Source organism: Rhizobium lentis, from assembly GCF_017352135.1.
GTDB classification, from domain to species: domain Bacteria; phylum Pseudomonadota; class Alphaproteobacteria; order Rhizobiales; family Rhizobiaceae; genus Rhizobium; species Rhizobium lentis.
Genome location: NZ_CP071455.1, coordinates 13,008 through 38,875, shown reverse-complemented (window position 1 = coordinate 38,875; position 25,868 = coordinate 13,008). Strand labels below are relative to the sequence as shown.

The following is a 25,868-nucleotide window of genomic DNA, read 5'->3' as shown; positions in this document are numbered from 1 at the left end:
CATGATGAGCTCAGAGTTTATCGCCGTGCTCGATCCGCCTCCTTTAGCGGCCAGTTCGACCAGCCAAGCCAATGAAGAGTGCCCAACTTAGAAGGGAAGACCGATGAATGCCTTCACTCTCAACAGACGCGCGATCATGCTGTCCGCTGTCGCAGGCGTATCAAGCGTGCTCATCCCAAGCCTGGGTGGCTCCGGCAGCGCCAACGCCCAGGCCGCGTCCCCGGTGACGGGCAATGCCGGTCACTACCGCTTCCGCGTCGGCGAAATCAGCGCGACTGTGTTGAGCGACGGCGTGATTGGTGGCCCGCCCCGCGTTTATGCAAGCGACGCGCCGGAAGCCGAGCTTCAAGAGGTCCTGCGGCAGGCATTTCTGCCGACCGACCACATGACGCTCAACCTCAACACGCTGCTGATCGAGACCGGTGGCCAGCGGATTCTGATCGAGGCTGGCGCCGGCAAGACCATGGGCCCGAACGGTGGCCGCATCTTCGATAACCTCGCGGCAATCGGTCTTGATCCTGCCGAGATCGACGCGATCGTCGTCTCGCACACCCACCCCGACCATGTCGGCAACTTAAGGACCGCGGACGGCGGCAAGGCCTTTCCCCGCGCCACTGTCTTCGTCCCGAAGGCCGACTGGGACTTCTTCGTCCGCACCGATCCGGATCTCTCCTACATGCCTGTGCCGGAGGAATTCCGTCTGCGCTTCGCGGCAAACATCAAGAACAGCCTGGCGCCGGTCATGAACGACGTCGAGCTTTATGAAGCCGGCGCCGACATCGTGCCGGGTCTGACGACGATCGTCGCATCGGGTCACACGCCAGGCATGGCGACCTTCCTCGTCCATTCCCGGAGCGACCAGTTGCTGCTGACGGCAGACCTTGCCTACCACCCTGTCGTCAACGTCGACAATCCCTGGCTGCCGGGACCCGACCGCGACAAGGAGACGGCTCTTTCTTCCCGTCGTCGCATTTTCGATAGGGCGGCCGCCGAGCGCATGCCCGTGCTTGGTTTCCACTATCCATTCCCTGGTCTTGGGCGGATGCTGAAGACCGACGGTGGCTATGCCTGGGTACCCGCTAATTGGCAGTTCTGACGGTTAGCGAAACGGAGAGATCTCATGGACCACTCAAAGATCAACAGACGCGGCTTCCTCGGCACTATGGGGGCGGCGGCGACAGGGCTGGCACTGGCCACCAACGCTACGGCGCAAATCCAGGACAAGAATGTGGCGTCGCCAGTCACTGGACCAAACCCGGATGTGCTGGCCCGCAGCTTGCCGCGTACCGGCGAAAAGGTTACAGCCTTGGGTCTCGGCACATTCCTCACCTTTGACCTCAGGCCCGGTGATCGCCGCGACGCTCTCCGTCAGGTCTTCGAGCGATACGTCGCTGCAGGCGGTCGCGTGGTCGACACATCGCCTCTCTATGGCTCGGCCGAAGTCAGCGTCGGGCAGTTCATGGGCGAGTTTGCAAGATCCGATGAGATGTTTCTCGCCAACAAGGTCTGGTCGACAGGAGAGTATCTTGGAGACGAAAGTCACGCCGTTGAAAGCTTTCGGCAATCGCGCATGCGGACATGGCGCGCCACGATCAATCTCATGCAATGCCACAGCATCACCAATGCGCCGGTCGTCATTCCACTGATGAAAGCCTGGAAGAAGGAAGGTCTCATACGCCATGTCGGCGTGACGCATCACGAATCGGCGGCGCAGGACCAGTTGCTGGCGATCGTCCAGCGCGACGATGTCGATTTCATCCAGACGAACTACTCGATCTTCAACCGTGACGCCGAGCGCCGTCTTCTCCCGGCCGCGGCCGACAAGGGCGTCGGCGTCCTGATCAATTTGCCGCTTGAAAAAGCACGGTTGATGAAGGTGGTTGAGGGACATCCGCTGCCTGGTTTCGCAGTCGAGTTCGGCGCGACGAGCTGGGCCCAGTTCTTCCTGAAATGGGTCATGGCTCACCCGGCCGTCACGAGCGTACTCTGCGGCACCTCCAACCCTGATCACATGAGTGATAATGTCCAGGCGATGACAGGACCGCTTCCTGACGAGCGCATGCGTGCCCGCATGGTCGCACATATGGAGACCATTCCCGGCTTCGGCTCCATCGGCACGATGCCGTGGTATCCAGGCAAAGAGAATATGTATGCCGGCCTGATCCGGGAGGCGCAGGCGACTGCGGTGCAGCGCCTGCGGTAAAGCGCGACTATTTTACAAATCGCCAGGAGATCGACTTTGCCCTCCACCAGACGCTCGCTATTGACGGCCTTTCTGACGTTGCCTCTCATCGACGCAGCAAGAATGAAGGCGTTTGCGCAGGCCGCTCCCGAACTGCCGCTCACCCTTGCGTGTGACGATGGGGATCAACCAACCCCCGAGCGAGAAGCCGGCCCATTCTTCAGGCCAAACTCGCCGCTCAATCGGGATCTCTATTCGGATGCACCGGGGGGCGAGCGAATAACCGTCGCCGGGTTCGTGCTCGACAACCGCTGCCGACCGCTTGGCGGCAGCCTCGTCGAGATCTGGCATGCTGACGAAAACGGTGACTACGACAGCGTGGGTTTCCGTCTGCGCGGACACCAGTTCACCGACACCCAGGGACGATGGTGGTTCAACACCATCGTCCCCGCGCTTTATCCCGGCCGCACGCGTCATTTCCATTTCAAGGTCCAGCGCCCAGGGGGACGCGTCCTTACCACTCAACTCTATTTTCCCCGCGAGCCCAGAAACGCCGGAGACCGGCTGTTTGACGAGGCACTGCTCCTCGACATGAAGCAAACCAGTGACGGAAAGTTCGGACGGTTTGATTTCGTGATCTGACGAAGGCGGCGGGAGAGGGGGACTTAATCGCCTGCGAGTTTCTCAACTTGCGTTGATGTGCATTCCGCTGATTTGCACAGCCTCGTTGACAGATAGAGATCGCTCGTCAACGCGTCTTACGGCCGCTATTGAAAATCGCCTGCCGGACGCCGTAAAGCACGACGTCCGGACAACGCGAAAGGCAAATCAGGCGTTGAAGCCGGCGTCTACACTGAGAACCGCACCGGTAATCAGACTTGCAGCCGGACCGGCCAGAAACGCCACCGCGCTGGCAACTTCACGGGGTTCGCCAAATCGGCCGAGCGATGTGAGGCTTCGCTGATAATCAGCATTCTCGCCATTGGCCGGGTTCATGTCCGTGTCAGTTGAACCGGGGAGAACAAGATTGACGGTAATGCCTTGGGGCCCAAGTTCGCGCGAAAGGCCTCGCGTGAGCGACAGGAGTGCCGACTTCGACATGGCGTAAGCCGTGACACCCGGGAAAGGCACGCGCTCCGCCAAAGCAGAGCCGATAGAGATGATACGGCCGCCCGATGAGAGATGCGGGATCGCCGCCTGTGCGAACAGGACGGGCGCGCGAACGTTCACATCAAGCATGGCCTGCAGGTCGGCGAGAGCCAGATCCGCGGTCATGCCTGCGGTTCCGATGCCTGCGCTGTTGACCAGAATGTCAAGCCCCCCAAGTGTGTCGAGCGTCTGGCTGACGGCGCGACGAATGGCGTCCGGGTCGGCACTGTCGGCTTGAATGGCAAGCCCGCGCCGGCCTTTTTCCTCGATAGTCTGAACTACCGATGCAGCCCTGTCTGTCGAACGCTGATAGGTGAACGCAACATCCGCGCCGTTCTCAGCGAGGGTGGTCACGATCGCGGCGCCTATTCCCCGCGAGCCACCATTCACCAAAGCACGTTTTCCAAGCAATTCCATCATTATTCCCTTTATGCAGTGATCGATGTATAAATAGGTAAGCCCATTGCAAATTGCCGTCAACTGATTTATGCAGTGGTCAATGCAAAATTACGTTCCGACCTCTCCAGAGCATTCAGAGCAGACCCATCGCTCGCGCGGGCGACCGCGGGAATTCGACCGCCAGGCTGCGCTTGCTGCGGCGACACGGCTGTTCTGGATCAAGGGTTATGAGGCGACCTCGATCGCTGATCTGACGGAAACGATGGGGATCGGAACCAAGAGCCTTTATGCAGCCTTCGGCTCAAAGGACGCGCTCTATGCGGAGGCACTCCAATATTATTACACGACCTACGAGGGGTTGGTCTGGACACGCTTCAGGGCTGCTTCGTCTGCGAGAGACGCAGCGCTGGCGTTTCTTCAGGATTCCGCGATCGCCATGACCGGTGGAGATTGTGATCTACCGCACGGCTGCATGGCGACGCTCGCCACCGTGGGCAGCGAAGGACACTCCGAACTGAGCGAACTCATGCGAGCGACTCGTGCAGGCGGTTTCGATCTCCTCAAGGCGCGCTTCGACAGAGCGAAGAGCGACGGCGACCTTAAGGCCATGGCAGACACGACCAAATTGGCGAGGTTCGTGCAGACAGTCCAAAGCGGCATGGCGATTCGCGCCCGCGATGGAGCGGATCGCGCCGAACTGCAAGCTGTGGCGGAAATTGCGCTTTCCGGCTGGGACAATATCACCGGCAACGTCGGTCACAGCATGCAGGGCAAGGCCTGACCCTTTGGCAGTGAAGGGCCGTCATCCTTTATGCCTGGTCACGGATGTCATCGGGGCATGCCATCCGACGGTCAATCGATGCCCGTCTGACATTGGCGGCGACCCTGCAGACAGCTATCGAAATGCAGACGACCCCGGCCGTCTGCATTCACCATTCCGATCGTGGATCGCATGGATTGGTCGGTTCTATGAGGCGAACGAGGCAATCCGTACGCAATGCAGGCGCTCGGAACCTATGATGAAGTCATCGAACATCTTCCTGACTTCATCCAGAGCATCTACAACAACCGGCGGCAGCATTCGGCGCTGGGTTATCTCAGTCCGTAAGAGTTTGAGGACCAACACATCCGGCAGACGGGCAAAACCGCAGCCTGATCTCTGTCCGCCTCAATGGGCGCACTCCACAGAATGCTTCAATTTAACCGGGAAAGCGTGCGGCCGGTCCCGAGTCGCATTTACATCTTTGCGAAGTCCTCGACCTGCGCCCGGATCGCGACCTCGGTCGGCAAGCGCTCCATTGAGCTGGCGCCGTAAAAGCCATTGCAAGTCTTGCAGCGGGCGAGCACATAGGCCGCGTCCGCGGGCATGGCGATGGGGCCGCCATGGCAGAGCACGATGATGTCGTCGCGCACCGATCTTGCGGCATCCGACCATGCGTTGATCTTCTCCACGCATCCGTCGAGCGTCAGCGCAGTTTCCGCACCGATCGCGCCTCCCGTGGTCAGGCCGAGATGGCAGACCACGATGTCGGCACCCGCCTTGGTCATGGCGGCGGCATCATCGCTGCTGAAGACATAGGGCGTCGTCAGCATGTCCTTGGCGTGCGCACGGGCGATGATGTCGACTTCCAGATCGAAGCCCATGCCGGTCTCTTCGAGATTGGCGCGGAACGTGCCGTCGATCAGCCCGACCGTCGGAAAATTCTGGATGCCGGCAAAACCCATTGCCTTCAGTTCGTCGATGAAGTGATCGGGCAGCATGAACGGATCGGTGCCGTTGACGCCGGCAAGCACCGGCGTGTGGCGCACAACCGGCAGGACCTCGCGGCCCATGTCCTTGACGATCTCGTTGGCGTTGCCGCAGGCGAGCAGGCCGGCCAGCGAGCCGCGTCCAGCCATGCGGTAACGGCCGGAATTATAGATCACGATAAGGTCGATACCGCCTGCCTCCTCGCTCTTTGCCGAGAGGCCCGTGCCGGCGCCGCCGCCGATGATCGGCCGGCCCTCGGCGATCTTGCGGCGAAGCTTGCTCAGAATGTCGTTGCGGTTGGCGTTGGTCAAAACTTTCTCCTCAGGCGTGGATATCGTGGAAGCTGGCAACGAGTGCCGCGGCAAATTCCGGACTGTTGATGTGGGCGTCTATCTCGATGAGGCGCCTGTTCGGCGCATCGTTCCAGCCGGCGCGGATGACGGAAAACAGTGCCTCGTCGGCGTCGGGATCGTAGAACGGCTGGCCGGCGGCATCGATCGCCGACACGCCCTGAAGCGGCAGCAGAAAGCGGACCGGCCCCTGCATCCGGTTGAGCCGTTCGACAATGAAGGCGCCGATCCGGCGATTTTCCTCTGGGGTGGTGCGCATCAGGGTAACCTGCGCATTATGGACGTGAAGCCTTCGGTCACAGAACGGTGCCGGCACTGTGTCGCGCGCGCCAAAATTCACCATATCGACGGCGCCGACCGAGCCGACATAGGGCAGGCCGCTGCGGATGATGGCGCCGAAGCGATCCTCGGTCGCGGGAAAGACGCCGCCGACAAGGAGATCGGGAACCTCGGTCGTCGTCACATCGATCACGCCCTGCAGCAGACCTGAATCGGCGAGCTTCTCCATCGACTGGCCGCCGACGCCGGTCGCATGGAAGACATAGATTTCATGGGTCTTGGCGAGCATCTCGCGAACCTGCGTGACGCAGGACGTGGTGACGCCGAACATGGTCATGCCGATGCCCGGTCGATCATCCCTGGACGCGGGCACGGGGTTGCGGGCCATGCCGGCCGCCGCATTCGCCGCATTGCCGATCACCTTGCGCGAGATCGCATTCAGGCCGGCGACGTCGACGACCGAATACATCATGGTGAGATCATTCGGCCCGACATATGGAGCCACATTGCCCGAGGCGACGGTCGAGACCATCAGTTTCGGCAGGCCGATGGGAAGCGCCCGCATCGCTTCCGTTACAAGTGCGGTATTGCCGGTTCCGCCGAGGCCGAGGACGGCGCCGATATCGTTGCGTGATTTCAGGAAACCCGTCAGCGCCGTGGCCATGGCCGAAACCGCGGTTCCCCGGTCGGTCTGCCCGAGCACGGCCGCAGCACCATCCGGATGAAATGCCGCGACGTCGCACGCTGGAATGTCGGCGCCCGCACCCTCAGCAAGCGTGCCGACATCGACCAGAACGGCCTCGGTTCCGGCTGAAAGAAGCACCTCCCTGGCGTAGTTCAGTTCAGCGCCCTTGGTGTCGCAGGTGCCGACGATATAGACCTTTCGCATTGGGTTTCCTCCTCTCCTTCGATCCAGCTCCTGCTGGTTTCCCAACAAAATTCCCCGTTTTGTATTTTCCATATTGTATATTCTTTAGTATATTGCATACTTAACTCACGAATGCCAGACGGAAGTGGAGACTATGAACGCACCGCGCCACCTCACCCTTCGCGAGCGGATTTACGAGGAGATCGTTCGCCTGATCGTTTCCGGCGAACTGCCGAGCGGCGTCTCGATCGACGAAAAGGAACTGACGGAACGCCTGCAGGTCAGCCGCACGCCGTTCCGCGAGGCGATCGGCACGCTTGCCAAGGAAGGTCTGATCGAGATCAAGCCCTATCGTGGCTTCTTCGTGCGCAGCTTCACGCCCAAGGAGATCGACGACCTCTATGAATTACGCAAGACGCTTGAGTGCTTCGCCGTCGAACTCGCTGTTCCGCAGATGAGCGACCGGCATATCGCCGGCTTCGAACACATCCTCGACGAGGCGGTGGCGGCGCTGCGCCGCGGCGACATGGCGACCTACGGCATCCGCGACAAGGAATTTCACGAGACCATCGCCGAGCTTTCAGGAAGTGCGCCGCTGGTCGAAACGCTGGCGCGGCTGGCGCTGCAGATCCAGATCTGCCGCTCGATCGCCAATGAGAGCCGCGATCTGGCCGTAAGGGCGGCCGAGGAGCGCGATCAGATCCTGCAGGCTTTCAGAGCGCGTGACATCGCCCGCGCCAAGGCACTGATGCACGCACATATCAGCGATGTTCAGCAGGCCGTCATGGCGCGGTTTCAGAAAGAAGATCCGGAGCGTTAGCCGCCCGGAACGAAGGAGAGGGAGGTCTCCTTTTCAACAAGCAAAACGTGGCCGAGGAGCGGCCCGGAGGAGGGAGCAATGCTGAAATTTCTTGCCCGCGGCACGGCGCTGGCTGCGATGATCGCCACAAGCTCGCTGGCGCATGCCGAGACCCTGAAAATGTGGGGTCCGGAACAGATCACCGAACCGCTGGTCGCGCAGCTCTGGAACGGCATCAAGGCCGATTTCGAAAGGGCCAATCCCGATGTGACCGTCGAATTCATGCCGCCGACCGGGACGATCAGCAACGGCGCGGTGCAGGCGGCGATCCAGTCGGATGCCGGCCCCGACGTGATCCTCACCAATTCAGGCATCGGCCGCATCAGCGTCGTCAAGAACGCCAAGCAGGTGATGCCGCTCACCGAGCAATATGAGAAGCGCGGCTGGAAGGATCAGATCTATCCCTGGCTCTACACCGAGCTCAAGGGCCAGTTCGGGGGCGAAATCTACGAAGTTCCCGATGGGCTCGATGCTCTCGGCATCTGGTATCACAAAGACATTTTCGCGCAGGCGGGCTGGAAGATCCCGGCGACCTGGGCCGAGTTCGAAACGCTGATGAAGGCGATCGAGGAAACCGGCCTGCAGCCGATCGCCATCGGTCCGCGCACGCCGGGCAGCGCCGGCCATCTCTTCGGCAACCTGTTGCAATCGGCGAGCGGCAAGGAGGTGATCGGCAAGGCGCTGCGCCGCGAGGTCGCCTTCGACGATCCATCGATCGCCGCCGGCGCCGTCCGGCTGCAGAAGCTGGTCGAGGCGGGCTACATCAAGAAGGAAATGGCCGGCCTGGATCTCGATGGCGCCTCCCGCCTCTGGTTCAACAAGCGCGCGGCGATGTTCGTTGCCGGTCCCTGGTTCACCGCCAATGCCCGCAAGGCCGGCTATGACCTCGCCAACGCCGGTTATGCGCCGATGCCTTCCGACATCAAGGGTGCAGCGATCCCGACCGGCGGCGTCGGCTGGAGCTGGCTCGTGCCGGTCAATTCCAAGCAGCCGGAGCTTGCGATGAAGTGGATCGACTTCATGCTGTCGGATGCGGTGATGAAGAAGCGCGCGCAGGATCCGGCAAGCACGATGATCTACCCCCGCGAGATCCCCGGCGTCGAACCGCCGACCCCTGTTCTCAAAGATATCTTCGCCGCGGCCGCTGGCGGCGTCGGCTACAATCCGAGCGTCTATCTGCCGGGCACCGTTCTCGACACCTATTTCCAGGTTATCCAGGGCCTGATCTCCGGCCAGATCGGCGGCGAGGACGGCATGAAGCAACTCCAGGCGAAGATGGCCGAGGCCAAATAGTGGTTGTTCCAGAAACGCAGGGAAGCAAGATCGTGGCTCCTCTCAGGGATGCGTCTGCCGTGGCGGGACATACGGGCGGCCTGTCTGCCCGCATGTCCAAAGGCCGGGCGGCCGGCGCTGCCTTACCTGAGGGCTCGCCCAATGACGATGCCCGCACCGCATTCTGGCTGGTGGCGCCGGCGCTCGCGCTCTACGCCGTCTTCACGCTGCTGCCGATTGCTGCGACCTTCTGGCTGAGCTTCAACAGCTCCGCTGGCTTCAACACCTCGGCGAGTTTCGTCGGCGTCGGCAATTACGCCAAGGCGGCGCAGGATCCGATCGTCTGGAAGAGCCTCGTTCATACCTTCGCCTGGCTGGCCTATCATGTGGTGATGGCAGGCGGGCTCGGTCTTCTGCTGGCGCTTGCGGTCAGCAGGCTGAGGATCACGCAGGTCTTCTTCCGCACCGCTTTCTTCCTGCCGCATCTGGTCTCGCTCGCCGTGGTCGGCGTCATCTGGGCCAACATCTACGATCCGTTTTTCGGCCTGCTGAACACGGCCCTGACGCAGATCGGGCTCGGCGCCTTCACGCAAGGCTGGCTTTCGGATCCCGCTCTGGTGCTGTTCTCCGTCAACGTCGCAAGCTCTTGGCAGGGCTTCGGCCTTTACATGCTGCTCTTCATCGCCGGCCTGCAGAATATCGATCACTCGCTCTATGACGCAGCCGAAGTGGATGGCGCCAACGCTTTCCAGAAGCTGATCTATGTGACCCTGCCGGGACTTCGCGAGGTCATGACCTTCGTCATCTCGCTGGCGATGATCAACGGCCTCAAGGGCTTTGCCACAGTCTTCGTCATGACCAATGGCGGGCCGTTCTATCAGAGTGAACTGATCACGACCTATATTTATCGGCTTGCCTTCCAGTCCCAGGATCACGGGCTTGCGGCCGTGCTCTGCATCCTGCTCAGCCTGCTTGCGATCGTCATCACCATCGTCTTCAACCGCTGGCGCGCGAGGCTGTCCCAATGAGTGTACGCAACCGCGAATGGCCGGTGGTGCTGGCGCTGACGCCGGTCTTGATCCTGATCCTTGCCCCCTTCGTCTGGCTGGTGATTTCGAGCTTCAAGACCGAGGCCGAGATCGGCCGGGCTGATCCCTTCACCTGGCCCGCCGACCTGATGTGGCGGAATTATCTCGATGCCTGGCAAATCGGCGGGTTCGGCGAGCTCGTCGGCAACAGCCTGATCAATCTCGTCGGCGTCGTCCTCCTGTCGCTCATCACCTGCGCGCCGGCCGGTTATGCCCTCGCCAAGATCCGCTTTCCCGGCCGGGAGTGGCTGTTCTATGCCTTCATCCTCGGGCTCACCGTGCCGGTCCAGGCGATCGTCATCCCGCTCTACCAGGTGCTCTTCGGACTGAACCTCGTCAACACGCTTGCTGGTATCGTGCTGGTGCAGGTCAGCAACGGTATTCCCTTCGGCATTTTCCTGATGCGGAGCTTCTTCATCGGCGTGCCGGACGATCTGATCGAGGCCGCCAAGATCGACGGCGCCTCGCATTTCCAGATCCTCACCAAGGTCTTTCTGCCGATCTCGACGCCGGCGGTGCAGGCGCTCGTCATCATCAGCGCGCTCTCCACCTGGAACGACTTCTTCCTGCCGCTGATCGTGCTGATCAGCCCCGAGGTCCAGACACTGCCGCTCGGGCTGGTCCGTTTCGCCAGCACCTATGCCTCCGACTACCGCCTGGTCTTTTCGGGCACCGTCATTTCGTTCCTGCCGATCATTCTTCTCTACATCCTGATGCAGCGCCGCTTCACCGAGGGGCTGACGCAGGGAGCAATCAAGGGCTGACCATGTCACATCATGTCCAGCGGGAAATCCGCTACAATTTCGAATTCGATCACCGCATCAAGGCATGCTTCATCGGCGCCGGCGGCCATGCCTATCGCAACGTCTATCCGGCGCTGCGTTATGCGCCGGTCGAACTCGCCGGTATCTGCGATCTCGATCTCGCCCGCGCCGAGAAATTCGCCAAGCTCTTCGGCGCCGGCAAAGCCTATACCGATCACCGCGAGATGCTGGAACGGGAAAAGCCGGAACTGGTCTTTCTCGTCACCGCCTATCATCCCGATGGCCGGGTGCAGGCGACCGATCTGGCGCTCGACGCGCTTGCAGCAGGCGCCCACGTCTGGATGGAGAAACCGACGGCAGCAAGCATCGAGGACATCGAAAGGCTGCAGGCGGCAAGTGCGGCGGCCGGCCGCATGGTGATGACCGGACTCAAGAAGACTTTTTTCCCCACAATCGAGAAACTTAGGGATTTGATCGGTTCCCCCGGTTTCGGCAGGCTGACCTCGATCAACGTCCGCTATCCCCAGAGCCTGCCGAAGCCGGAAGAGCGCGCCGATCTCGTCAAGATGCAGAGCTTCCTCGACCATATCTACCATCCGGGGGCGATCCTCAATTTCCTCGGCGGGGAGATCGAGCGCGCGGGCTATGAATGGGAGCCGCTGACGGGCGCGAGCGTCACCAGCCTGCGCTTCCGCTCCGGCGCGATCGGCACGCTGCATTTTGCCGCCGGCCAATCGGGCGGCAGCATCTTCGAGCGGGTCGAGATCATCGGCGAGGGCGCCAATGCCATCGTCGAGAACGGCAGCCGACTGACTTATTTCCGCAAGGCCGATCTTCCGTCCTACGGCCGCGCCGCAAGCTTCATCCAGCCGGACGAGAATGCGGCGCTGTTCTATGAGCCCGAACATTCGCTCGGCCAGCTCTACAACAACAACCTCTTCTATCTCGGCTATGTGCCCGAAATCCTGCACCTGACCGACGCGATCCTTGCGGGTACGCCGATCACGAGGGGCACGCTCGAAATCGCCCGCGAGATCATGAAGCTCTTCGAATTCTACAGACGCACGGATGCCGGCGTCACCACCAATCTCTGATAGGGGAGGGACAGCCTTGACCGACAGCGATGTCATTTTCCGGAAAGCCGGCGGCGAATTCATGCCGACCTCCTGGGGCGAGCTCAACTGGAAAATCACCGGCGACGGTACGCCCGGCGCCGAGATGACCTTCGGCACCTGCCGCATCAATCCCGGCGAGCGCAACCAGCTGCACTCACATCCCGACTGTGAGGAGATCCTCTATGTCGTTTCCGGCAGTTGCGAACATAAGCTCGGCGATGTCCTGTACCGGCTGAAAGCTGGCGACGCCATCCGCATCCCCCGCAATGTCCGTCATTGGGCGCGCGCCCTCGGAACCGAACCGCTCTTTGCCCTGATCATCTTCTCCTCCGGCACAAGGACGGCAGTCAATCATGAAGGCGAGGGCGCAGCCTGAACGCTGCGTTCGAGAGGGATATCATGAACTTTGCCAAGGCTCTGACGATTGCGTGAAACCGCGCCAACACCTGTGACAAAAGCTCGTCGCCTCTGCTATGTCAGGAAAAATGCGGCAACCCAACCTGCGCCGCACTCCATCCGACCAATCCCAGGAGTTTTAAAAGATGAGCGGTTCTCCCGACTATACCCCCCCGAAAGTCTGGACCTGGAACAAGGCGAATGGCGGCCAATTCGCCAACATCAATCGCCCGATCGCGGGACCGACGCATGAGAAGGAACTTCCGGTCGGCCGCCACCCGCTGCAGCTCTATTCGCTCGGTACGCCGAACGGACAGAAGGTCACGATCATGCTCGAGGAGCTGCTGGCCCTTGGCCATAGCGGCGCCGAGTATGACGCATGGCTGATCAGGATCGGTGACGGCGACCAGTTCGGCAGCGGTTTCGTGAAGGTCAACCCCAATTCGAAGATCCCGGCGCTGATGGATCGTAGTGGTCCGAAGCCGATCCGCGTTTTCGAATCCGGCGCCATCCTTACCTATCTCGCCGAAAAGTTCGGCGCCTTCCTACCGACAGAACCGAGCGAGCGTGCCGAATGCCTCTCATGGCTGTTCTGGCAGATGGGCAGCGCTCCCTATCTCGGCGGCGGTTTCGGCCATTTCTACGCCTATGCGCCGACGAAGATCGAATATGCGATCGACCGCTTCGCTATGGAAGTGAAACGTCAGCTCGACGTGCTCGATCGCCGGCTTGCCGAAAGCGAATATGTGGCAGGCAGCCAATATACGATCGCCGATATTGCCATCTGGCCATGGTACGGCGGCCTGGTGAAGGGCTGGAGCTACGGGGCTGCCGAATTCCTGCAGGTCGAGGACTATAAGAACGTGCTGCGCTGGGCCGACACGATCTACAGCCGGCCCGCCGTGCAGCGCGGCCGCATGGTCAACCGCCTCTCCGGCGACCCGTCGACCCAGTTGCACGAGCGTCACGACGCCAGCGACTTTGAAACCAGAACGCAGGACAAGCTTGCGGCCGCCGAGTAATCAAGCCGGTCAGTCACCTGTCGCAGCAATGAATGAGGCTCCGTCGCCGCAAGGGCGGCGGAGCATTTGCATGCTGCGCGAACTCAGTTCTTGACCGTGTCTTCCAGGAAGAAACGGCCGAGCGGGTTCTGGTGGAAGTTCTCGATACTCTTGCGCGAGACGTTGATGTAAGGGCTGTAATAGAGGTCGATCCAGTTGACGTCGTCCTTGGCCATCCTCTGCAGATTTACATACATCTCTTCGCGCTTCTTCGGGTCGAGCTCGAGACGGGCCTTGGCGACCAGTTCCTTCACCGCCTCGTTCTTATAGTTGGTCAAATAGTTGTTGTTGGAATCGTGGCCGAGGACGAAAGTGGTCTTCTGGTCCGGGTCGAGAATGTCGTTGGTCCAGTAGTTGACCGAAATGTCATAGTCGCCGGCAACGAGCATATCCCATTCCTGGCTGGGGTCGACCTTCTGCAGATTGGCGGTAATGCCGGCCTTCTGCAGCTGCTGCTGGACCAAGACAGCCGTCTGCTCGTCAACTTCGTCGCCGGCACGCACCACGTAATTCAGGGTCAGGTCGGAGGCTCCGGCAGCCGCCAGCATCTCCTTGGCTTTCGCGGGATCATAGGGCCGCTGCAGGTTGTCGGCGTAATAATAGAGCGCACCCTTCGGGATGTAGGAATTGGCGACCGTGCCCTGGCCGAAGGTGACGGTGTCGACGATCGCCTTCTTGTCGATCGCAAGGTCCAAGGCCTGGCGGACTTCCTTCTTGCCGAGCGCGCCATGCGCATGGTTGATCAGCAGGTGATCCTCGCGTGTCGAGGCATCGATGTCGACGTTGAGGTTGGGATCCTTCTTCAGCTCCTCGACGCGGGAGAAGGGCACGAAAATCGCGGCATCGAGTTCGCCGGCCTGAACATTCAGCATGCGGGTGTTGTCATCGGGCACCGAGATCCACTCGACACCATCGAGCTTGGCGCGGTCGGCTTCCCAGAAATTCGGGTTCTTCTTGAGGATGACGCGGTCGCCGCGCCGCCATTCGTCGACCACGAAGGCGCCGGATGCGATCGGTTTCTCGCCATAGGCCTCGGCCCCTAGCGATTCCATGCCCTTCTTGGAGATGACGGAGGCATTGGGCAGCGCAAGCGTCGAGAGGAAGGGCGCGGACGGGTTCTTGAGTTTGATCGTCAGCGTATGTGCGTCGGTCGCGACCGCCGTGTCGATTACCTTGTAGGAATCGCTCCAGAGCGAGGCAGGGTCGTCGCGGATGCGCAGCAGGCTGAACGCCGCGTCTTCCGCCGTCAGCGGCGAACCATCGGAGAATTTCGTGTCGCGGATCTTGAGCGTATAGGTCAGCCCGTCATCCGAAACGGTCCAGCTTTCGGCAAGGCCGGGCTCGAGCTTCGTGCCTGTCTTGTCGACGCGGATCAGCACGTCGTAGACGTTGGAGAACACCCAGTTGTCGATGTTCTGGGCCGTCTTGATCGGATCGAATGTCGTCGAATCCTCGCGGCGTCCGATGGTGAGCACGCCGGCGGCCTCGGCATAGCTCGCGCTCAGCGTCAGGGCTGCGAGCATGGCGGCAAGCCCGATTGATTTCCACCTGTTTGTCATCAGTCGTTCCCTTCTTTGTTATGGCATGCGTTTGATCGACATGGATTGCGGTTCGTCCCCACGGCCGGTGCCTTGCAGTAGCGGCCTGTCGGGATCGATGTCGGGAATGGCGGCGATCAGCGCCGCGGTATAGGCGTGCTTCGGCCGCGTGAAGACTTCCTCGGAGCGGCCCTCCTCGACGATCTCGCCGCGATACATCACGACGACGCGGTCGCAGAGATTGCGTACGATCGCGAGGTCGTGGGCGATGAAGATCAGCGTGAGGTTCATCTTCGCGGTGAGTTGGCGGAATAGCTCGATGATCTGCGCCTGGATGGTGACGTCGAGGGCGGCCACGCATTCGTCGGCGATGATCAGCTTCGGCTCGACGGCGAGCGCGCGGGCAATGCCGGCGCGCTGGCACTGGCCGCCGCTCATGCTGCGCGGCTTGCGCTCGGCGAATTCGCGCTCGAGGCCGACGAGATCGAGCAACTCGCCGATGCGCGCCGGAATGTCGGGCGTGGCGACCTTACCTTGGACCTTCAGCACCTCGGAAAGCATCCGCCCGATCGTCAGCCGCGGGTTCAGCGCATTGTAGGGATCCTGGAACACCATCGCAGTTTCGCGCCTGAGTTTTGCCAGGCCCGCGCTCCGCTGCTGCGCCAGGTCGATGCCGTCGAAGGTGACGTGGCCGGCAGAAAGCGGCGTCAGGCCGAGCACGGCGCGGGCAAGCGTACTCTTGCCGCTGCCGGATTCGCCGACGATGCCGACCGTTTCGCCCGGCATGATCCTCAGGCTGACGCCGGCAACGGCGCTGACCGTCTTGGCACTGCCGGGGAGCAAACTGCGGCCCGCTGTGAATTGGACTTGGAGATCGTCGATTTCGAGCAATGCCCTGCTCGACCGGCGGGCCTCAGCAAGCTCGGCCAACGGCGCGGCCATCTCGCCTGACATGGAGGGGTGGCTGTCGATCAGGTTGATCGTGTAAGGATGCTGCGGCCGCGCGAGGATCGTCCGTTTCAGCCCTTCTTCGACAAGCTTGCCGCCGCGCATTACGGCGATGCGGTCGCAGGTCTGGGCGACGATACCGAGATCGTGCGTGATGAGAATGATCGACAAGCCGCGCCGGTCGCGAATGTCGATCAGCAGCCGCAGGATCTGCGCCTGGATGGTGACGTCGAGCGCCGTCGTCGGCTCGTCGGCGATCAGGATCTTCGGATTGCAGGACAGAGCGACACCGATCATCGCCCGTTGCCGCATGCCGCCGGAAAATTCGTGCGGATAGCTGTCGTACTGGCGGGCGGGATCGGGAAAGCCGACCTGGGCGAGGATGTCCGTCGCCGCGGAGCGAGCTTGGCGGGCGCCGAGGCCCTGATGATAGCGAATGCCCTCGGCGATCTGATCGCCGATCCGCATCACGGGGTCGAGATGGCTGGTTGGGTTCTGAAAGATCATGCCGATCTCTCCGCCGCGCACCTTCAGCATCTCGCGATCGTCGATCCGCATGAGGTCGCGCCCTTGGAGCAGCACGCTCCCGCTTTCGATCTTCAGCAGCGAAGAGGGCAGCAGGCGCACCAGAGAACGGCAGAACAGGCTCTTGCCCGAGCCGCTTTCGCCGACGAGGCCGAGGATCTCGCCCTTGCCGAGATCGAGCGAGACGGCATCAAGAAGCGTGCGCGGGCCGGAATCGACATGTGCCCTGACGGTGAGATCACGGACTGACAGTACGGAGCCGCTCATTCATGCACCCCCAGCAGTTCACCGAGCGCATCACCCAGCATGCTGAAGCCGAAGGCGAGGCAGACGATGGAGAGGCCGGGAAACAGCGTGATCCACCAGGCCGTGGTGATGAAGCCCTGTCCTTCCGCGACCATGACGCCCCATTCGGCGATCGGCGGCTGGACGCCGAGGCCGAGATAGCTGACGGCCGCACCACTGAGCAGCACCAGCGTCGCATCGGACATGGAAAAGACGATCGAGCCGGCGATGGCATTCGGCAGCAGGTGCCGGAACATGATGCGCGAACGACTGAAGCCGAGGCTGACGGCGGCGACGGCATAGTCGCTGCTTTTCAGCACCAGCATCTGCGCCCGGATCAGCCTGGCATAGGAGACCCAGCCGACCAGCGCCATGGCGATGTAGAAGCTGCCGAGGCCCGGTCCAAGGATCGCGATGATCGACAGCATCAACACGAGGAAGGGGAAGGCGAGGATGATATCGACCAGGCGCATGAACAGCGCATCGACGATCCCGCCGAAAAAGCCGGCGATCGTGCCGACCGTCGTGCCGATGAGGAAGGGGAAGACGACGCCGATCAGCGCCATCTGCAGGTCGACGCGCGCACCCCAGATGACGCGGGAAAGGATGTCACGGCCGAAATTGTCGGTGCCGAAAGGGTGCAGCAGCGACGGCGCCTGCAAGCGCACTGCGGCATCCTGCATGATCGGATCATAGGGCGCGACAAGAGGTGATGCGACCGCCAACAGGATGAAGAACAGCAGCACGCCGGCGCCGACGGCAAGCATCGGCCGCCGGCCGAGGAAACGGCGCCGGCGGGGAGACGCGGTTGCGGTCGCCTCGACGCTCATAGCTTCACCCTCGGATCGACGGCGACGGTGACGATGTCGGCGACGAAGTTGATGAGCACCGTGGCGCAGGCAAAGACCATGGCGACGCCTTGCACCACCATATAGTCGCGCGAGAAGATCGCCCTGACGAGGAGCTGCCCCATGCCGGGCAGCGCAAAGACGCTCTCGACCACCACCGTGCCGCCGATCAGCCAGCCGATGTTGACGGCGAGCAGGTTGATCGTCGGCATCAGCGAATTCGGCAGCACATGCCGCCAGAAGACGATGCTCTCGGGCATACCGCGGGCGCGCGCCGCCGTCGCGACATCCGATTTCAGCGCCTCGATCATTGCCGCCCGCAGGCTGCGCGTCAAAACGGTCGAGAGCGACAGCGCCACCGTCAGGCTCGGCAGCACCAGATGTGAAAGCTTTTCGCCGATGGTCGCGCCGTAGCCCGAAACCGGCAGCACGCCGAGTTCGACGCTGAAGAGGATGATCAGCATCAGCCCCAGCCAGAAAGGCGGAAAACCGATGCCGAAAGTCGAGATGATGCGGACCGCATGGTCCGGCGCGCGGCCTGCGTTGCGTGCGGCGATCGCCGCCATCGGCACCGCGATCAGGACCGAGAGCACGACGCTGGCGGCCACGAGCGCGAGCGTCGGCTCGATGCGTGTCGCGATGAGTTTCAGCACGTCGATCTTGTAGAGGATCGACTTGCCCATCTCGCCATTGGCGAGGTTCTTGAGGAAATAGACATATTGCAGCCACATCGGCTGGTCGAGCCCGTATTGGGCGCGGATGTTCGCAAGCGCATCCGGCGTCGCCCGCGTGCCGAGGATGTTGCGTGCGGGATCGCCGGGGATCAGACGGACCAGGATGAAGGTGATGACGCTGATGCCGATAATGACGGGCAGGAACTGCAGCGGTCGCGTGAGAACGAATTTATAGCGATGCATGACGGCGGCCGCCCCTGTATCTTCGTCCGGTTTGAGCCGCTTCCCCTTGCATCACGCCGCCTTCTGCCGAGCGAGGAAATCGAGAAGCGCCGGGTAATAATCCTGCGGGTTCTCATAGAAAGGCATGTGACTGGCATTGGCAAATACCCGGAGCTCGGCATTCGGCAGCGCGAGCTTCATCCTGAGCGCGCAGGCCGGCGTCAGCTCGTCATGCTCTCCCGTCGTGATCAGCACGGGCAGCGTCAGCCGCGGCAGGTCCGGGATGCGGTTCCAGTCCTTGAGGTTGCCGATGTAGAGAAATTCGTTCGGGCCCTGCATCGTCGCATAGGGCGCCATATTCCAGTCGTCGAGCGAACGGCGCACCGGCGCCGGCCATTCCGCCAGCCGGCAGACATGGCGGTAGTTGAGGATGGTGACCGCAGCGAGGTATTCCGGATGATCGTAGGTTCCCTGCGCCTCATGCTTCTGCATCATCGACACTGTTTCCGGACCGAGTGCTGCGCGCAGCCGTTCCAGCTCCGAGACCAGATGCGGCATGTCGGCGACGGTATCTTCGAGGATCAGCGTCTTGAGGTTTTCGGGATAGGTCAGAGCATAGTCTATCGCCAGCCACCCTCCCCAGGAATGGCCGAGCATATGGACCTTGCCGAGGCCCAGCTTCTTGCGCACGGTTTCGGTCTCTTCGACGTAGCGGCCGATCGTCCAGAGCGAGAGATCGTCCGGCCGGTCGGACGCGCCGGTGCCGAGCTGGTCGAAGGCGACGACGCGGTAGCCTTTGTCGATCAGGCAGGAGTGCGCCTCGCGCAAGTAATCACAAGGCAGGCCGGGACCGCCATTCAGGCAGAACACCGTCTCGTCGCCGGACCCAAAGCTATAGGCGACGACGCGATAGCCATCCACATCGATCTCAAATCGCGCGTCCGGCTGCATTTCACGCCACATTGATTGCTCCAGCAGAAATTTCCCTTGCTCAATATTTGGGCATGGTTAATTTTTTACCGGAAATCGCGTTCTATGCCAGCTATAAGAAGTGATAGGGTAGGGCGCACACCGAACCGGGGAACTGCTTATGCTTGACGACATCGGAATGATCAGACGGCAGTTTACGGCACATGAAACGCTGGACGGGCGGATTGACCAGGCCTTCGAGGCGATGAAGCAGTTGGGCTTCGAGGCGCTGATCTACGATTATACGCCGGTGCCCTACGATCTCGATGGCGCGATCATGTTCCCGTCGTTGCTGAAGCTCCGGAACATCTCCGACGACATGCACGACTATTGGTTTAACCGCGGCTATTTTCGCATCGACCCGGTCCAGCAGGTGGCGTTGCGCAGTACTGCACCGTTCTTCTGGAATTACGACACGAATGCCGACACGCTGATCAACCGCTTCATGAGCGACGACACCGCGCCGGTGACGCGCTATCTGCGCGAACGCGACATGTCGACCGGCGTCACCGTGCCGGTCCATATGCCGGGCGGCGACTATGCGACGGTCACCGGCATCCGCTTCAGCGGGGACGGCGATTTCGAACGGCATGCGCTGCGTTATATCGCCGACTTCAACCTGCTTGCCCATGTCTTTCATGAGACGGCCTATTCGCTTTTCGACATCAAGGCGCGCACCGTCGGCACTATCCGCCTGACAGAGCGGGAACGCGAGTGCCTTCGCCATTCCGCCGAAGGCTACTCCGCCAAGGAAATCTCGCGGATCATCGGCCGCTCCGTGCCGACCGTGGTCATGCATCTCAACGCCGCCGCCAAGAAACTCGGCGCCCGCAACCGTACGCAGGCCGTCGTGCGCGCGACCCATTACCGACTGCTCGACGAGCGTGGCCGGTCATTGCCACCCTATAACTTGTGATAGCTGCCTTCGCCGCTGACGCCACGTTATGGTTTCCAAACTTCCGAGGAATGGAGACGCCGGTGGCCGAAGTCGCAACAAGTGAAGCCTATCTGCCCTTTCGCGACTACCGCACCTGGTACCGCATCACCGGTTCTCTCCAGAGTGACAAGCTGCCGCTCGTCGTCGCCCATGGAGGGCCGGGCTGCACGCATGACTACGTCGATTCCTTCAAGGATATCGCCGCCCTCGACGGCCGCCCCGTCATCCACTACGACCAGCTCGGCAACGGCAATTCCACCCGCCTTCCTGAGAAGGGCCCGGATTTCTGGACGGTCGGTCTCTTCCTCGAGGAGTTGGACGCACTGCTGGCCCATCTCGGCATCCAGGAACGTTACGCCTTCCTCGGTCAGTCCTGGGGCGGCATGCTCGGCGCCGAACATGCGGTGCGCCGGCCGCAGGGACTGAAGGCTCTTGTCATTGCCAACTCGCCAGCCAACATGCACACCTGGGTTGCGGAAGCCAATCGGCTGCGGCAGGAACTGCCGAAAGAGGTGCAGGACACGCTGCTGAAGCACGAACAGGCGGGAAGCCTCACCGATCCGGACTATGTCGCCGCCTCTCGCGTCTTCTATGATCGCCATGTCTGCCGGGTGACGCCATGGCCAGCGGAAGTGGCGCGCACCTTCGCCATCATGGACGAAGACAACACCGTCTATCGCAACATGAACGGTCCGACTGAATTCCACGTCATCGGCACGATGAAGGATTGGACGATCGAAGACCGGCTCGACCGCATCGACGCACCGACGTTGCTGATCTCGGGCAAATATGACGAGGCAACGCCCCTGGTCGTGAGGCCCTATCTCGATCGCGTCCCCGGCTGCGAGTGGGTGCTCTTCGAAAATTCCAGCCATATGCCGCATGTCGAGGAAAGGCAGCTTTGCATGGCGACCGTTTCCCGCTTCCTGTCGCGGCACGACTGAAGCGTGGACGGTCCGTCATGATCGGCCGGCCAGCCATCTCTTGGCGACCCGGCAAGCCATCGTATAGGCCGGATCGAAGACGTTGCCGACATCGTATCGCACTACCTGGCCGAGCAGATGGCTTGCAGCCGTCCTGTCCAGCCCATAATCCGATGCCAGCCAGTTCAGCATTTCACTGGTGGCATGCTGAAGCGCCTGATCGAGGGGCCGGGCATTGCCGATGGTGAAGATGTCTTCGGCAGTTTCTCCGCGCGGCCAGACGAGGCCAGCTCTCTTTTCGACCGTCAGTCGCACCGTGACCTCGAAACTGGTTTCGATGCCGGTGCCGACAATCTCGCCATCTCCCTGTACGGCATGGCAATCGCCCAAAAAGAAAAGGGCTCCTGGCGCCGATATGGGGAAACAAACCGTGGTTCCCGGTCCGAACAGGCGATAGTCCATGTTGCCGCCATACTCGCCGCTGGTCGCGGTCGATATCGCTTGGCCGAGGCTCGGCGCAACCCCGAAACAGCCGATCATCGGCGCGAGCGGCAGGACGAAATTTTCGAGGCCGGGGACCGGCTCCGCCAGCCGGACGGTCAATGCTTCGCGGTCGATCGCCCAGATCGCCATATCGCGCGGCGGCAGGTCGCGAGCCGTTTCCGGATCGATGACATTGGCCGCAACGATGCTTCGGGTAAAACCGGTGCCCCTGGTCGGGATCATGCTGACGATCTCTACCTTCAGCGCATCGCCGGGCTCGGCGCCCTCGACGAAAATCGGGCCGTTCATCGGGTTCGGACCAGATGCCTGCCTGATGCCGTTCTTGTCATAGCCGATCGCGTCGAGCGTCTCGGTGACCACGGTATCGCCACTCGCAATACGGAGCGCCGCCGGTAGAGAACCGATGACATTATGGAAGACCGTCGGAATGAAACGATGCGTGGTCATGAAAATCTCTTTCGTTCAATTACCGGCTGCGGCTGAAAGCCCCGCAGGAGAATTCGAGACTAGACCAGAGACGTCGGGGTGCCAATCCTGCCGAGCTCCGGGCCGCCATAGGCCTCCGCAACCGAGAGCGGGGATGGCCTTGCTTGGTTATATACATGAAAAACAAAAGAGATTTCTCCAAACCGCCCTTCCGCTGCACTCATATTTAAACCGTGGGACCGGATCCGATAGGAGAGAGGGCTTCTTGACATCAGGGCCGCAGCGGTCTTTGATGCAGGTATTCACCAGGGGTGTCCCGGCAAGGGGCTGAGATTCTGCTGAACAATGCGGCTTTGCCGTTTGTGGCGCAGTGACCCGTTGAACCTGATCCAGTTCATACTGGCGTAGGGACGGTGCGGACGCTGCGGCTGTCGGGCGGATTTCGCTTTGTCGCTTGAGTCTTTCCATCATTCCAACACTGGAACTGGGTCTCCAAACGTCAAACCTTGGAGCCTCACCCATGAATATTGTCGCACCCAAGCTTACTCCGATCGTCACCACCGGCCCGCTTCCGGCCTCGACCAAGGTCGTCAAGCCCGGAGCACTCTATCCGGATCTGCGCGTGCCGATGCGCGAAATCAGCCTTCACCCGACCTCCGGCGAACCACCGGTCACGGTCTATGATTCCTCCGGCCCCTATACCGATCCGGCGCATACAGTCTCGATCGACGCCGGGCTGCCGCGATTGCGCGAGAGCTGGATCAGGACGCGCGGCGACGTCGAAGCCTATGAAGGCCGGATGGTGAAGCCTGAGGACAATGGTTTTGCCGCAGGCGAGCGGCTGACGCCGGAATTTCCCATCCGCAACACGCCGCTAAAGGCAAAAGCGGGCCGCGCCGTCACCCAGCTCGCCTATGCGCGCGCCGGCATCGTCACGCCGGAAATGGAGTTCATCGCGATCCGCGAAAACCTTGGCCGGCAGGCCGCAAAGGAGGCGCTCGCGCGCGACGGCGAGAGCTTTGGCGCTGATATTCCCGATTCCGTGACGCCCGAATTCGTGCGGCGGGAAGTTGCGGCGGGCCGCGCGATCATTCCGGCCAACATCAACCACCCCGAGTCCGAGCCGATGATCATCGGCCGGAATTTCCTGGTGAAGATCAACGCCAATATCGGCAACTCGGCGGTCACCTCGTCGATGGCGGAAGAGGTGGAAAAGATGGTCTGGGCGATCCGCTGGGGCGCCGACACGGTTATGGACCTCTCCACCGGCCGCAACATTCACAATATCCGGGAATGGATCATTCGCAATTCGCCGGTTCCGATCGGAACGGTGCCGCTCTACCAGGCGCTTGAAAAGGTGAACGGTATTGCCGAGGACCTGACATGGGAAGTCTACCGCGATACGCTGATCGAACAGGCTGAGCAGGGGGTCGATTATTTCACCATTCATGCGGGCGTGCGGCTTGCCTATATCCCGCTCACCGTCAATCGTGTCACCGGCATCGTCTCACGCGGTGGCTCGATCATGGCCAAGTGGTGCCTGCATCACCACAAGGAAAGCTTCCTTTACGAGCACTTCGAGGAAATCTGCGAGATCTGCCGCGCTTACGACGTCTCCTTCTCGCTCGGGGACGGTCTTCGCCCCGGCTCGATCGCCGATGCCAATGACGCAGCGCAGTTTGCCGAGCTCGAAACCCTCGGCGAACTGACCAAGATCGCCTGGGCCGGGGATTGCCAGGTGATGATCGAAGGCCCCGGCCACGTGCCGATGCACAAGATCAAAGAGAATATGGACAAGCAGCTCAAGGTCTGCGGCGAAGCTCCCTTCTATACGCTCGGACCGCTGACGACCGACATCGCGCCGGGCTATGACCACATCACCTCCGGCATCGGAGCCGCGATGATCGGCTGGTTCGGCACGGCCATGCTCTGCTACGTCACGCCGAAGGAGCATCTGGGGCTGCCTGACCGCAGCGACGTCAAGACCGGCGTCATCACCTACAAGATCGCCGCTCATGCAGCCGACCTTGCCAAGGGACATCCGGCCGCCCGCATCCGCGACGATGCGCTGTCGCGGGCGCGGTTCGAATTCCGCTGGGAAGACCAGTTCAATCTCTCCCTCGACCCGGAAACGGCCCGCTCCTTCCATGACGAAACCCTGCCGAAGGAGGCGCACAAAGTGGCGCATTTCTGCTCGATGTGCGGCCCGAAATTCTGTTCCATGCGAATTTCCCACGACATTCGAGCCGAAGCCCAGAAAGAGGGACTGGAAGCCATGGCCGCCAGATATCGCGATGGCGGTGATCTCTACATGCCGGTCGTTGACGCGGCGAAAACGCCCGCCGAGGAATGACGATGGACATTCTCGTCAAGGGGGCCGGCGTTGCCGGCCTCACCGTTGCGTGGCAGCTCTATCGGCACGGTTTCCGGGTCAGCGTCGCTGAGCAAGGCGACCGGGTCGGCGCTGGCGCATCCGGCTTTGCCGGCGGCATGCTGGCTCCATGGTGCGAAAGGGAAAGCGCGGAGGAGCCGGTACTGGCGCTCGGTCGTCTTGCCGCCGATTGGTGGGAGGCAGCACTGCCCGGTCACGTCACTCGCCGGGGGACGCTTGTCGTGGCAGCCGGGCGCGATGCCGGCGAACTCGACCGCTTTTCCCGCCGGACAAGCGGATGGGAATGGCTGGACGAGCAGGCGATCGCGGCGCTGGAACCCGATCTTGCGGGCCGCTTCCGCAGGGCATTGTTCTTCCGGCAGGAAGCGCATCTTGACCCGCGACAGGCGCTCTCGGCGCTGGCCGCCGGACTCGAGGAGGCCCGCATGCGTCTCATCTTCGGCGTTGCCGGCGATGCTGACCTTGCCCATTATGATCGCGTGATCGACTGCACCGGGGCAGCGCAGATCGGCCGATTGCCCGGATTGCGCGGCGTTCGCGGAGAGATGCTTTGCGTCGAAACGAACGAGATAACGCTCTCTCGTCCCGTTCGCCTGCTGCATCCACGTCATCCGATCTATATCGTGCCGCGCGAAAGACATCGTTTCTTGATCGGGGCGACGATGATCGAAAGCAATGATACCGGCCCGATTACCGCGCGCTCGCTGATGGAGCTGCTAAATGCCGCCTATGCTCTCAATCCTGCCTTCGGGGAGGCACGGGTTACGGAAACCGGCGCAGGCGTGCGGCCGGCTTATCCCGACAATCTTCCGCGGGTGACGCAGGAAGGCCGCACCTTCCATGTCAATGGCCTCTACCGCCACGGCTTTCTGCTGGCGCCGGCCATGGCAGGCGAGGTGGCGCGGCGTCTCCTTGGAGAACAGAAGCAACCGGAAAGGAGGGCATCATGACCTTCATCATCAATGGCGAGGAACAGGAGGTCGCGGCCACGACGCTCGCAGATCTTCTTCTCGCTCTGGACTACGAAGGCGGATGGCTGGCAACCGCAGTCAACGGTGAGCTGGTGCACCGCGAGGACCGCGCCGATTTCAGGCTCGGCGAACGCGACCGCATCGAAATTCTCTCACCCATGCAAGGAGGCTGAG

25 protein-coding genes and 1 riboswitch are annotated in these 25,868 nt (G+C 61.7%); of the genes, 16 read left to right on the top strand and 9 right to left on the bottom strand.

The genetic code is table 11. The features are described 5' to 3' along the window. Positions 1-103 precede the first annotated feature (103 nt). The 3 genes from J0663_RS22345 to J0663_RS22335 are packed head-to-tail and all read left to right on the top strand — an operon-like array spanning position 104 to position 2,824. Positions 104-1,096 (top strand): MBL fold metallo-hydrolase, encoded by a 993-nt coding sequence (locus J0663_RS22345; RefSeq protein WP_207244974.1) that lies wholly within the window; start codon positions 104-106, stop codon positions 1,094-1,096. Positions 1,097-1,120: 24 nt separating this feature from the next. Further along, complete coding sequence (locus J0663_RS22340) at positions 1,121-2,203, top strand: aldo/keto reductase (RefSeq protein ID WP_207244973.1); 1,083 nt, start codon at positions 1,121-1,123, stop codon at positions 2,201-2,203. A gap of 36 nt (positions 2,204-2,239) precedes the next feature. After that, positions 2,240-2,824 (top strand): dioxygenase family protein, encoded by a 585-nt coding sequence (locus J0663_RS22335; protein WP_207244972.1) that lies wholly within the window; start codon positions 2,240-2,242, stop codon positions 2,822-2,824. 186 nt (positions 2,825-3,010) lie between these two features. Here the strand turns inward: J0663_RS22335 and J0663_RS22330 are convergent, their stop codons facing one another. Continuing rightward, complete coding sequence (locus tag J0663_RS22330; RefSeq protein WP_207244971.1) at positions 3,011-3,751, bottom strand: SDR family NAD(P)-dependent oxidoreductase; 741 nt, start codon at positions 3,749-3,751, stop codon at positions 3,011-3,013. A 79-nt stretch (positions 3,752-3,830) separates the two neighbouring features. Between J0663_RS22330 and J0663_RS22325 the strand changes: the two genes are divergently transcribed. Then, complete coding sequence (locus J0663_RS22325) at positions 3,831-4,511, top strand: TetR/AcrR family transcriptional regulator (RefSeq protein WP_221133718.1); 681 nt, start codon at positions 3,831-3,833, stop codon at positions 4,509-4,511. A gap of 455 nt (positions 4,512-4,966) precedes the next feature. Here J0663_RS22325 and J0663_RS22320 read toward each other — a convergent pair whose 3' ends face one another. Next, positions 4,967-5,791, bottom strand: coding sequence for a phosphoenolpyruvate hydrolase family protein (locus tag J0663_RS22320; protein ID WP_207244969.1), 825 nt, complete (start codon positions 5,789-5,791; stop codon positions 4,967-4,969). A gap of 10 nt (positions 5,792-5,801) precedes the next feature. Continuing rightward, on the bottom strand, positions 5,802-6,998 hold the full coding sequence (locus J0663_RS22315; RefSeq protein WP_207244968.1) for a Tm-1-like ATP-binding domain-containing protein: 1,197 nt from the start codon (positions 6,996-6,998) through the stop codon (positions 5,802-5,804). A gap of 133 nt (positions 6,999-7,131) precedes the next feature. Between J0663_RS22315 and J0663_RS22310 the strand changes: the two genes are divergently transcribed. From J0663_RS22310 to yghU, 7 genes are all read left to right on the top strand, one after another. Beyond that, positions 7,132-7,797 (top strand): GntR family transcriptional regulator, encoded by a 666-nt coding sequence (locus tag J0663_RS22310; RefSeq protein ID WP_207244967.1) that lies wholly within the window; start codon positions 7,132-7,134, stop codon positions 7,795-7,797. A 78-nt stretch (positions 7,798-7,875) separates the two neighbouring features. Further along, entirely contained in the window at positions 7,876-9,129 is a 1,254-nt protein-coding gene (locus J0663_RS22305; protein ID WP_207244966.1) for an ABC transporter substrate-binding protein, read from the top strand. A gap of 59 nt (positions 9,130-9,188) precedes the next feature. Then, complete coding sequence (locus J0663_RS22300; RefSeq protein WP_207244965.1) at positions 9,189-10,136, top strand: carbohydrate ABC transporter permease; 948 nt, start codon at positions 9,189-9,191, stop codon at positions 10,134-10,136. Then, the gene (locus J0663_RS22295; RefSeq protein WP_207244964.1) at positions 10,133-10,960 is read left to right on the top strand and encodes a carbohydrate ABC transporter permease; all 828 of its coding nucleotides are present in this window, start codon (positions 10,133-10,135) and stop codon (positions 10,958-10,960) included. The genes J0663_RS22300 and J0663_RS22295 overlap by 4 nt, the downstream gene beginning before the upstream one ends. A 2-nt stretch (positions 10,961-10,962) precedes the next feature. After that, positions 10,963-12,054 (top strand): Gfo/Idh/MocA family protein, encoded by a 1,092-nt coding sequence (locus J0663_RS22290; protein ID WP_207244963.1) that lies wholly within the window; start codon positions 10,963-10,965, stop codon positions 12,052-12,054. 16 nt (positions 12,055-12,070) lie between these two features. Then, on the top strand, positions 12,071-12,451 hold the full coding sequence (locus J0663_RS22285) for a cupin domain-containing protein (protein ID WP_207244962.1): 381 nt from the start codon (positions 12,071-12,073) through the stop codon (positions 12,449-12,451). Between the two features lie 166 nt (positions 12,452-12,617). Next, the gene (yghU, locus tag J0663_RS22280) at positions 12,618-13,493 is read left to right on the top strand and encodes a glutathione-dependent disulfide-bond oxidoreductase (RefSeq protein WP_207244961.1); all 876 of its coding nucleotides are present in this window, start codon (positions 12,618-12,620) and stop codon (positions 13,491-13,493) included. 83 nt (positions 13,494-13,576) lie between these two features. On the opposite strand, the gene J0663_RS22275 is transcribed toward yghU, so the two are convergent. From J0663_RS22275 to J0663_RS22255, 5 genes are read right to left on the bottom strand one after another with little or no spacing between them, the layout of a single operon-like run. After that, positions 13,577-15,091, bottom strand: coding sequence for an ABC transporter substrate-binding protein (locus J0663_RS22275; protein ID WP_207244960.1), 1,515 nt, complete (start codon positions 15,089-15,091; stop codon positions 13,577-13,579). Positions 15,092-15,109: 18 nt separating this feature from the next. After that, positions 15,110-16,810, bottom strand: coding sequence for a dipeptide ABC transporter ATP-binding protein (locus J0663_RS22270; RefSeq protein ID WP_207244959.1), 1,701 nt, complete (start codon positions 16,808-16,810; stop codon positions 15,110-15,112). After that, positions 16,807-17,658, bottom strand: a complete 852-nt coding sequence (locus J0663_RS22265) for an ABC transporter permease (protein ID WP_207244958.1) — start codon at positions 17,656-17,658, stop codon at positions 16,807-16,809. The genes J0663_RS22270 and J0663_RS22265 overlap by 4 nt, the downstream gene beginning before the upstream one ends. Continuing rightward, on the bottom strand, positions 17,655-18,593 hold the full coding sequence (locus tag J0663_RS22260) for an ABC transporter permease (protein WP_207244957.1): 939 nt from the start codon (positions 18,591-18,593) through the stop codon (positions 17,655-17,657). Before J0663_RS22260 ends, J0663_RS22265 begins: the two co-directional genes overlap by 4 nt. A 51-nt stretch (positions 18,594-18,644) precedes the next feature. After that, on the bottom strand, positions 18,645-19,535 hold the full coding sequence (locus J0663_RS22255) for a proline iminopeptidase-family hydrolase (RefSeq protein WP_207244956.1): 891 nt from the start codon (positions 19,533-19,535) through the stop codon (positions 18,645-18,647). A 127-nt stretch (positions 19,536-19,662) separates the two neighbouring features. On the opposite strand from J0663_RS22255, the gene J0663_RS22250 reads away from it, so the two are divergent. Together J0663_RS22250 and J0663_RS22245 are read left to right on the top strand one after the other, a co-directional pair. Continuing rightward, complete coding sequence (locus tag J0663_RS22250; RefSeq protein ID WP_207244955.1) at positions 19,663-20,457, top strand: helix-turn-helix transcriptional regulator; 795 nt, start codon at positions 19,663-19,665, stop codon at positions 20,455-20,457. 62 nt (positions 20,458-20,519) lie between these two features. Continuing rightward, positions 20,520-21,422, top strand: coding sequence for a proline iminopeptidase-family hydrolase (locus J0663_RS22245; RefSeq protein ID WP_207244954.1), 903 nt, complete (start codon positions 20,520-20,522; stop codon positions 21,420-21,422). Positions 21,423-21,437: 15 nt separating this feature from the next. Here J0663_RS22245 and J0663_RS22240 read toward each other — a convergent pair whose 3' ends face one another. Further along, positions 21,438-22,352: an acetamidase/formamidase family protein gene (locus J0663_RS22240; protein ID WP_207244953.1), complete on the bottom strand. Its 915-nt coding sequence runs from the start codon at positions 22,350-22,352 to the stop codon at positions 21,438-21,440. A 276-nt stretch (positions 22,353-22,628) separates the two neighbouring features. Next, positions 22,629-22,760: riboswitch (TPP riboswitch) on the top strand. Positions 22,761-22,851: 91 nt separating this feature from the next. Here J0663_RS22240 and thiC point away from each other — a divergent pair. The 3 genes from thiC to thiS are packed head-to-tail and all read left to right on the top strand — an operon-like array spanning position 22,852 to position 25,867. Continuing rightward, the gene (gene thiC, locus J0663_RS22235) at positions 22,852-24,684 is read left to right on the top strand and encodes a phosphomethylpyrimidine synthase ThiC (protein ID WP_207244952.1); all 1,833 of its coding nucleotides are present in this window, start codon (positions 22,852-22,854) and stop codon (positions 24,682-24,684) included. A 2-nt stretch (positions 24,685-24,686) separates the two neighbouring features. After that, positions 24,687-25,673 (top strand): glycine oxidase ThiO, encoded by a 987-nt coding sequence (thiO, locus tag J0663_RS22230; protein ID WP_207244951.1) that lies wholly within the window; start codon positions 24,687-24,689, stop codon positions 25,671-25,673. Then, entirely contained in the window at positions 25,670-25,867 is a 198-nt protein-coding gene (thiS, locus tag J0663_RS22225; RefSeq protein WP_064710472.1) for a sulfur carrier protein ThiS, read from the top strand. Before thiO ends, thiS begins: the two co-directional genes overlap by 4 nt. Position 25,868 lies beyond the last annotated feature (1 nt).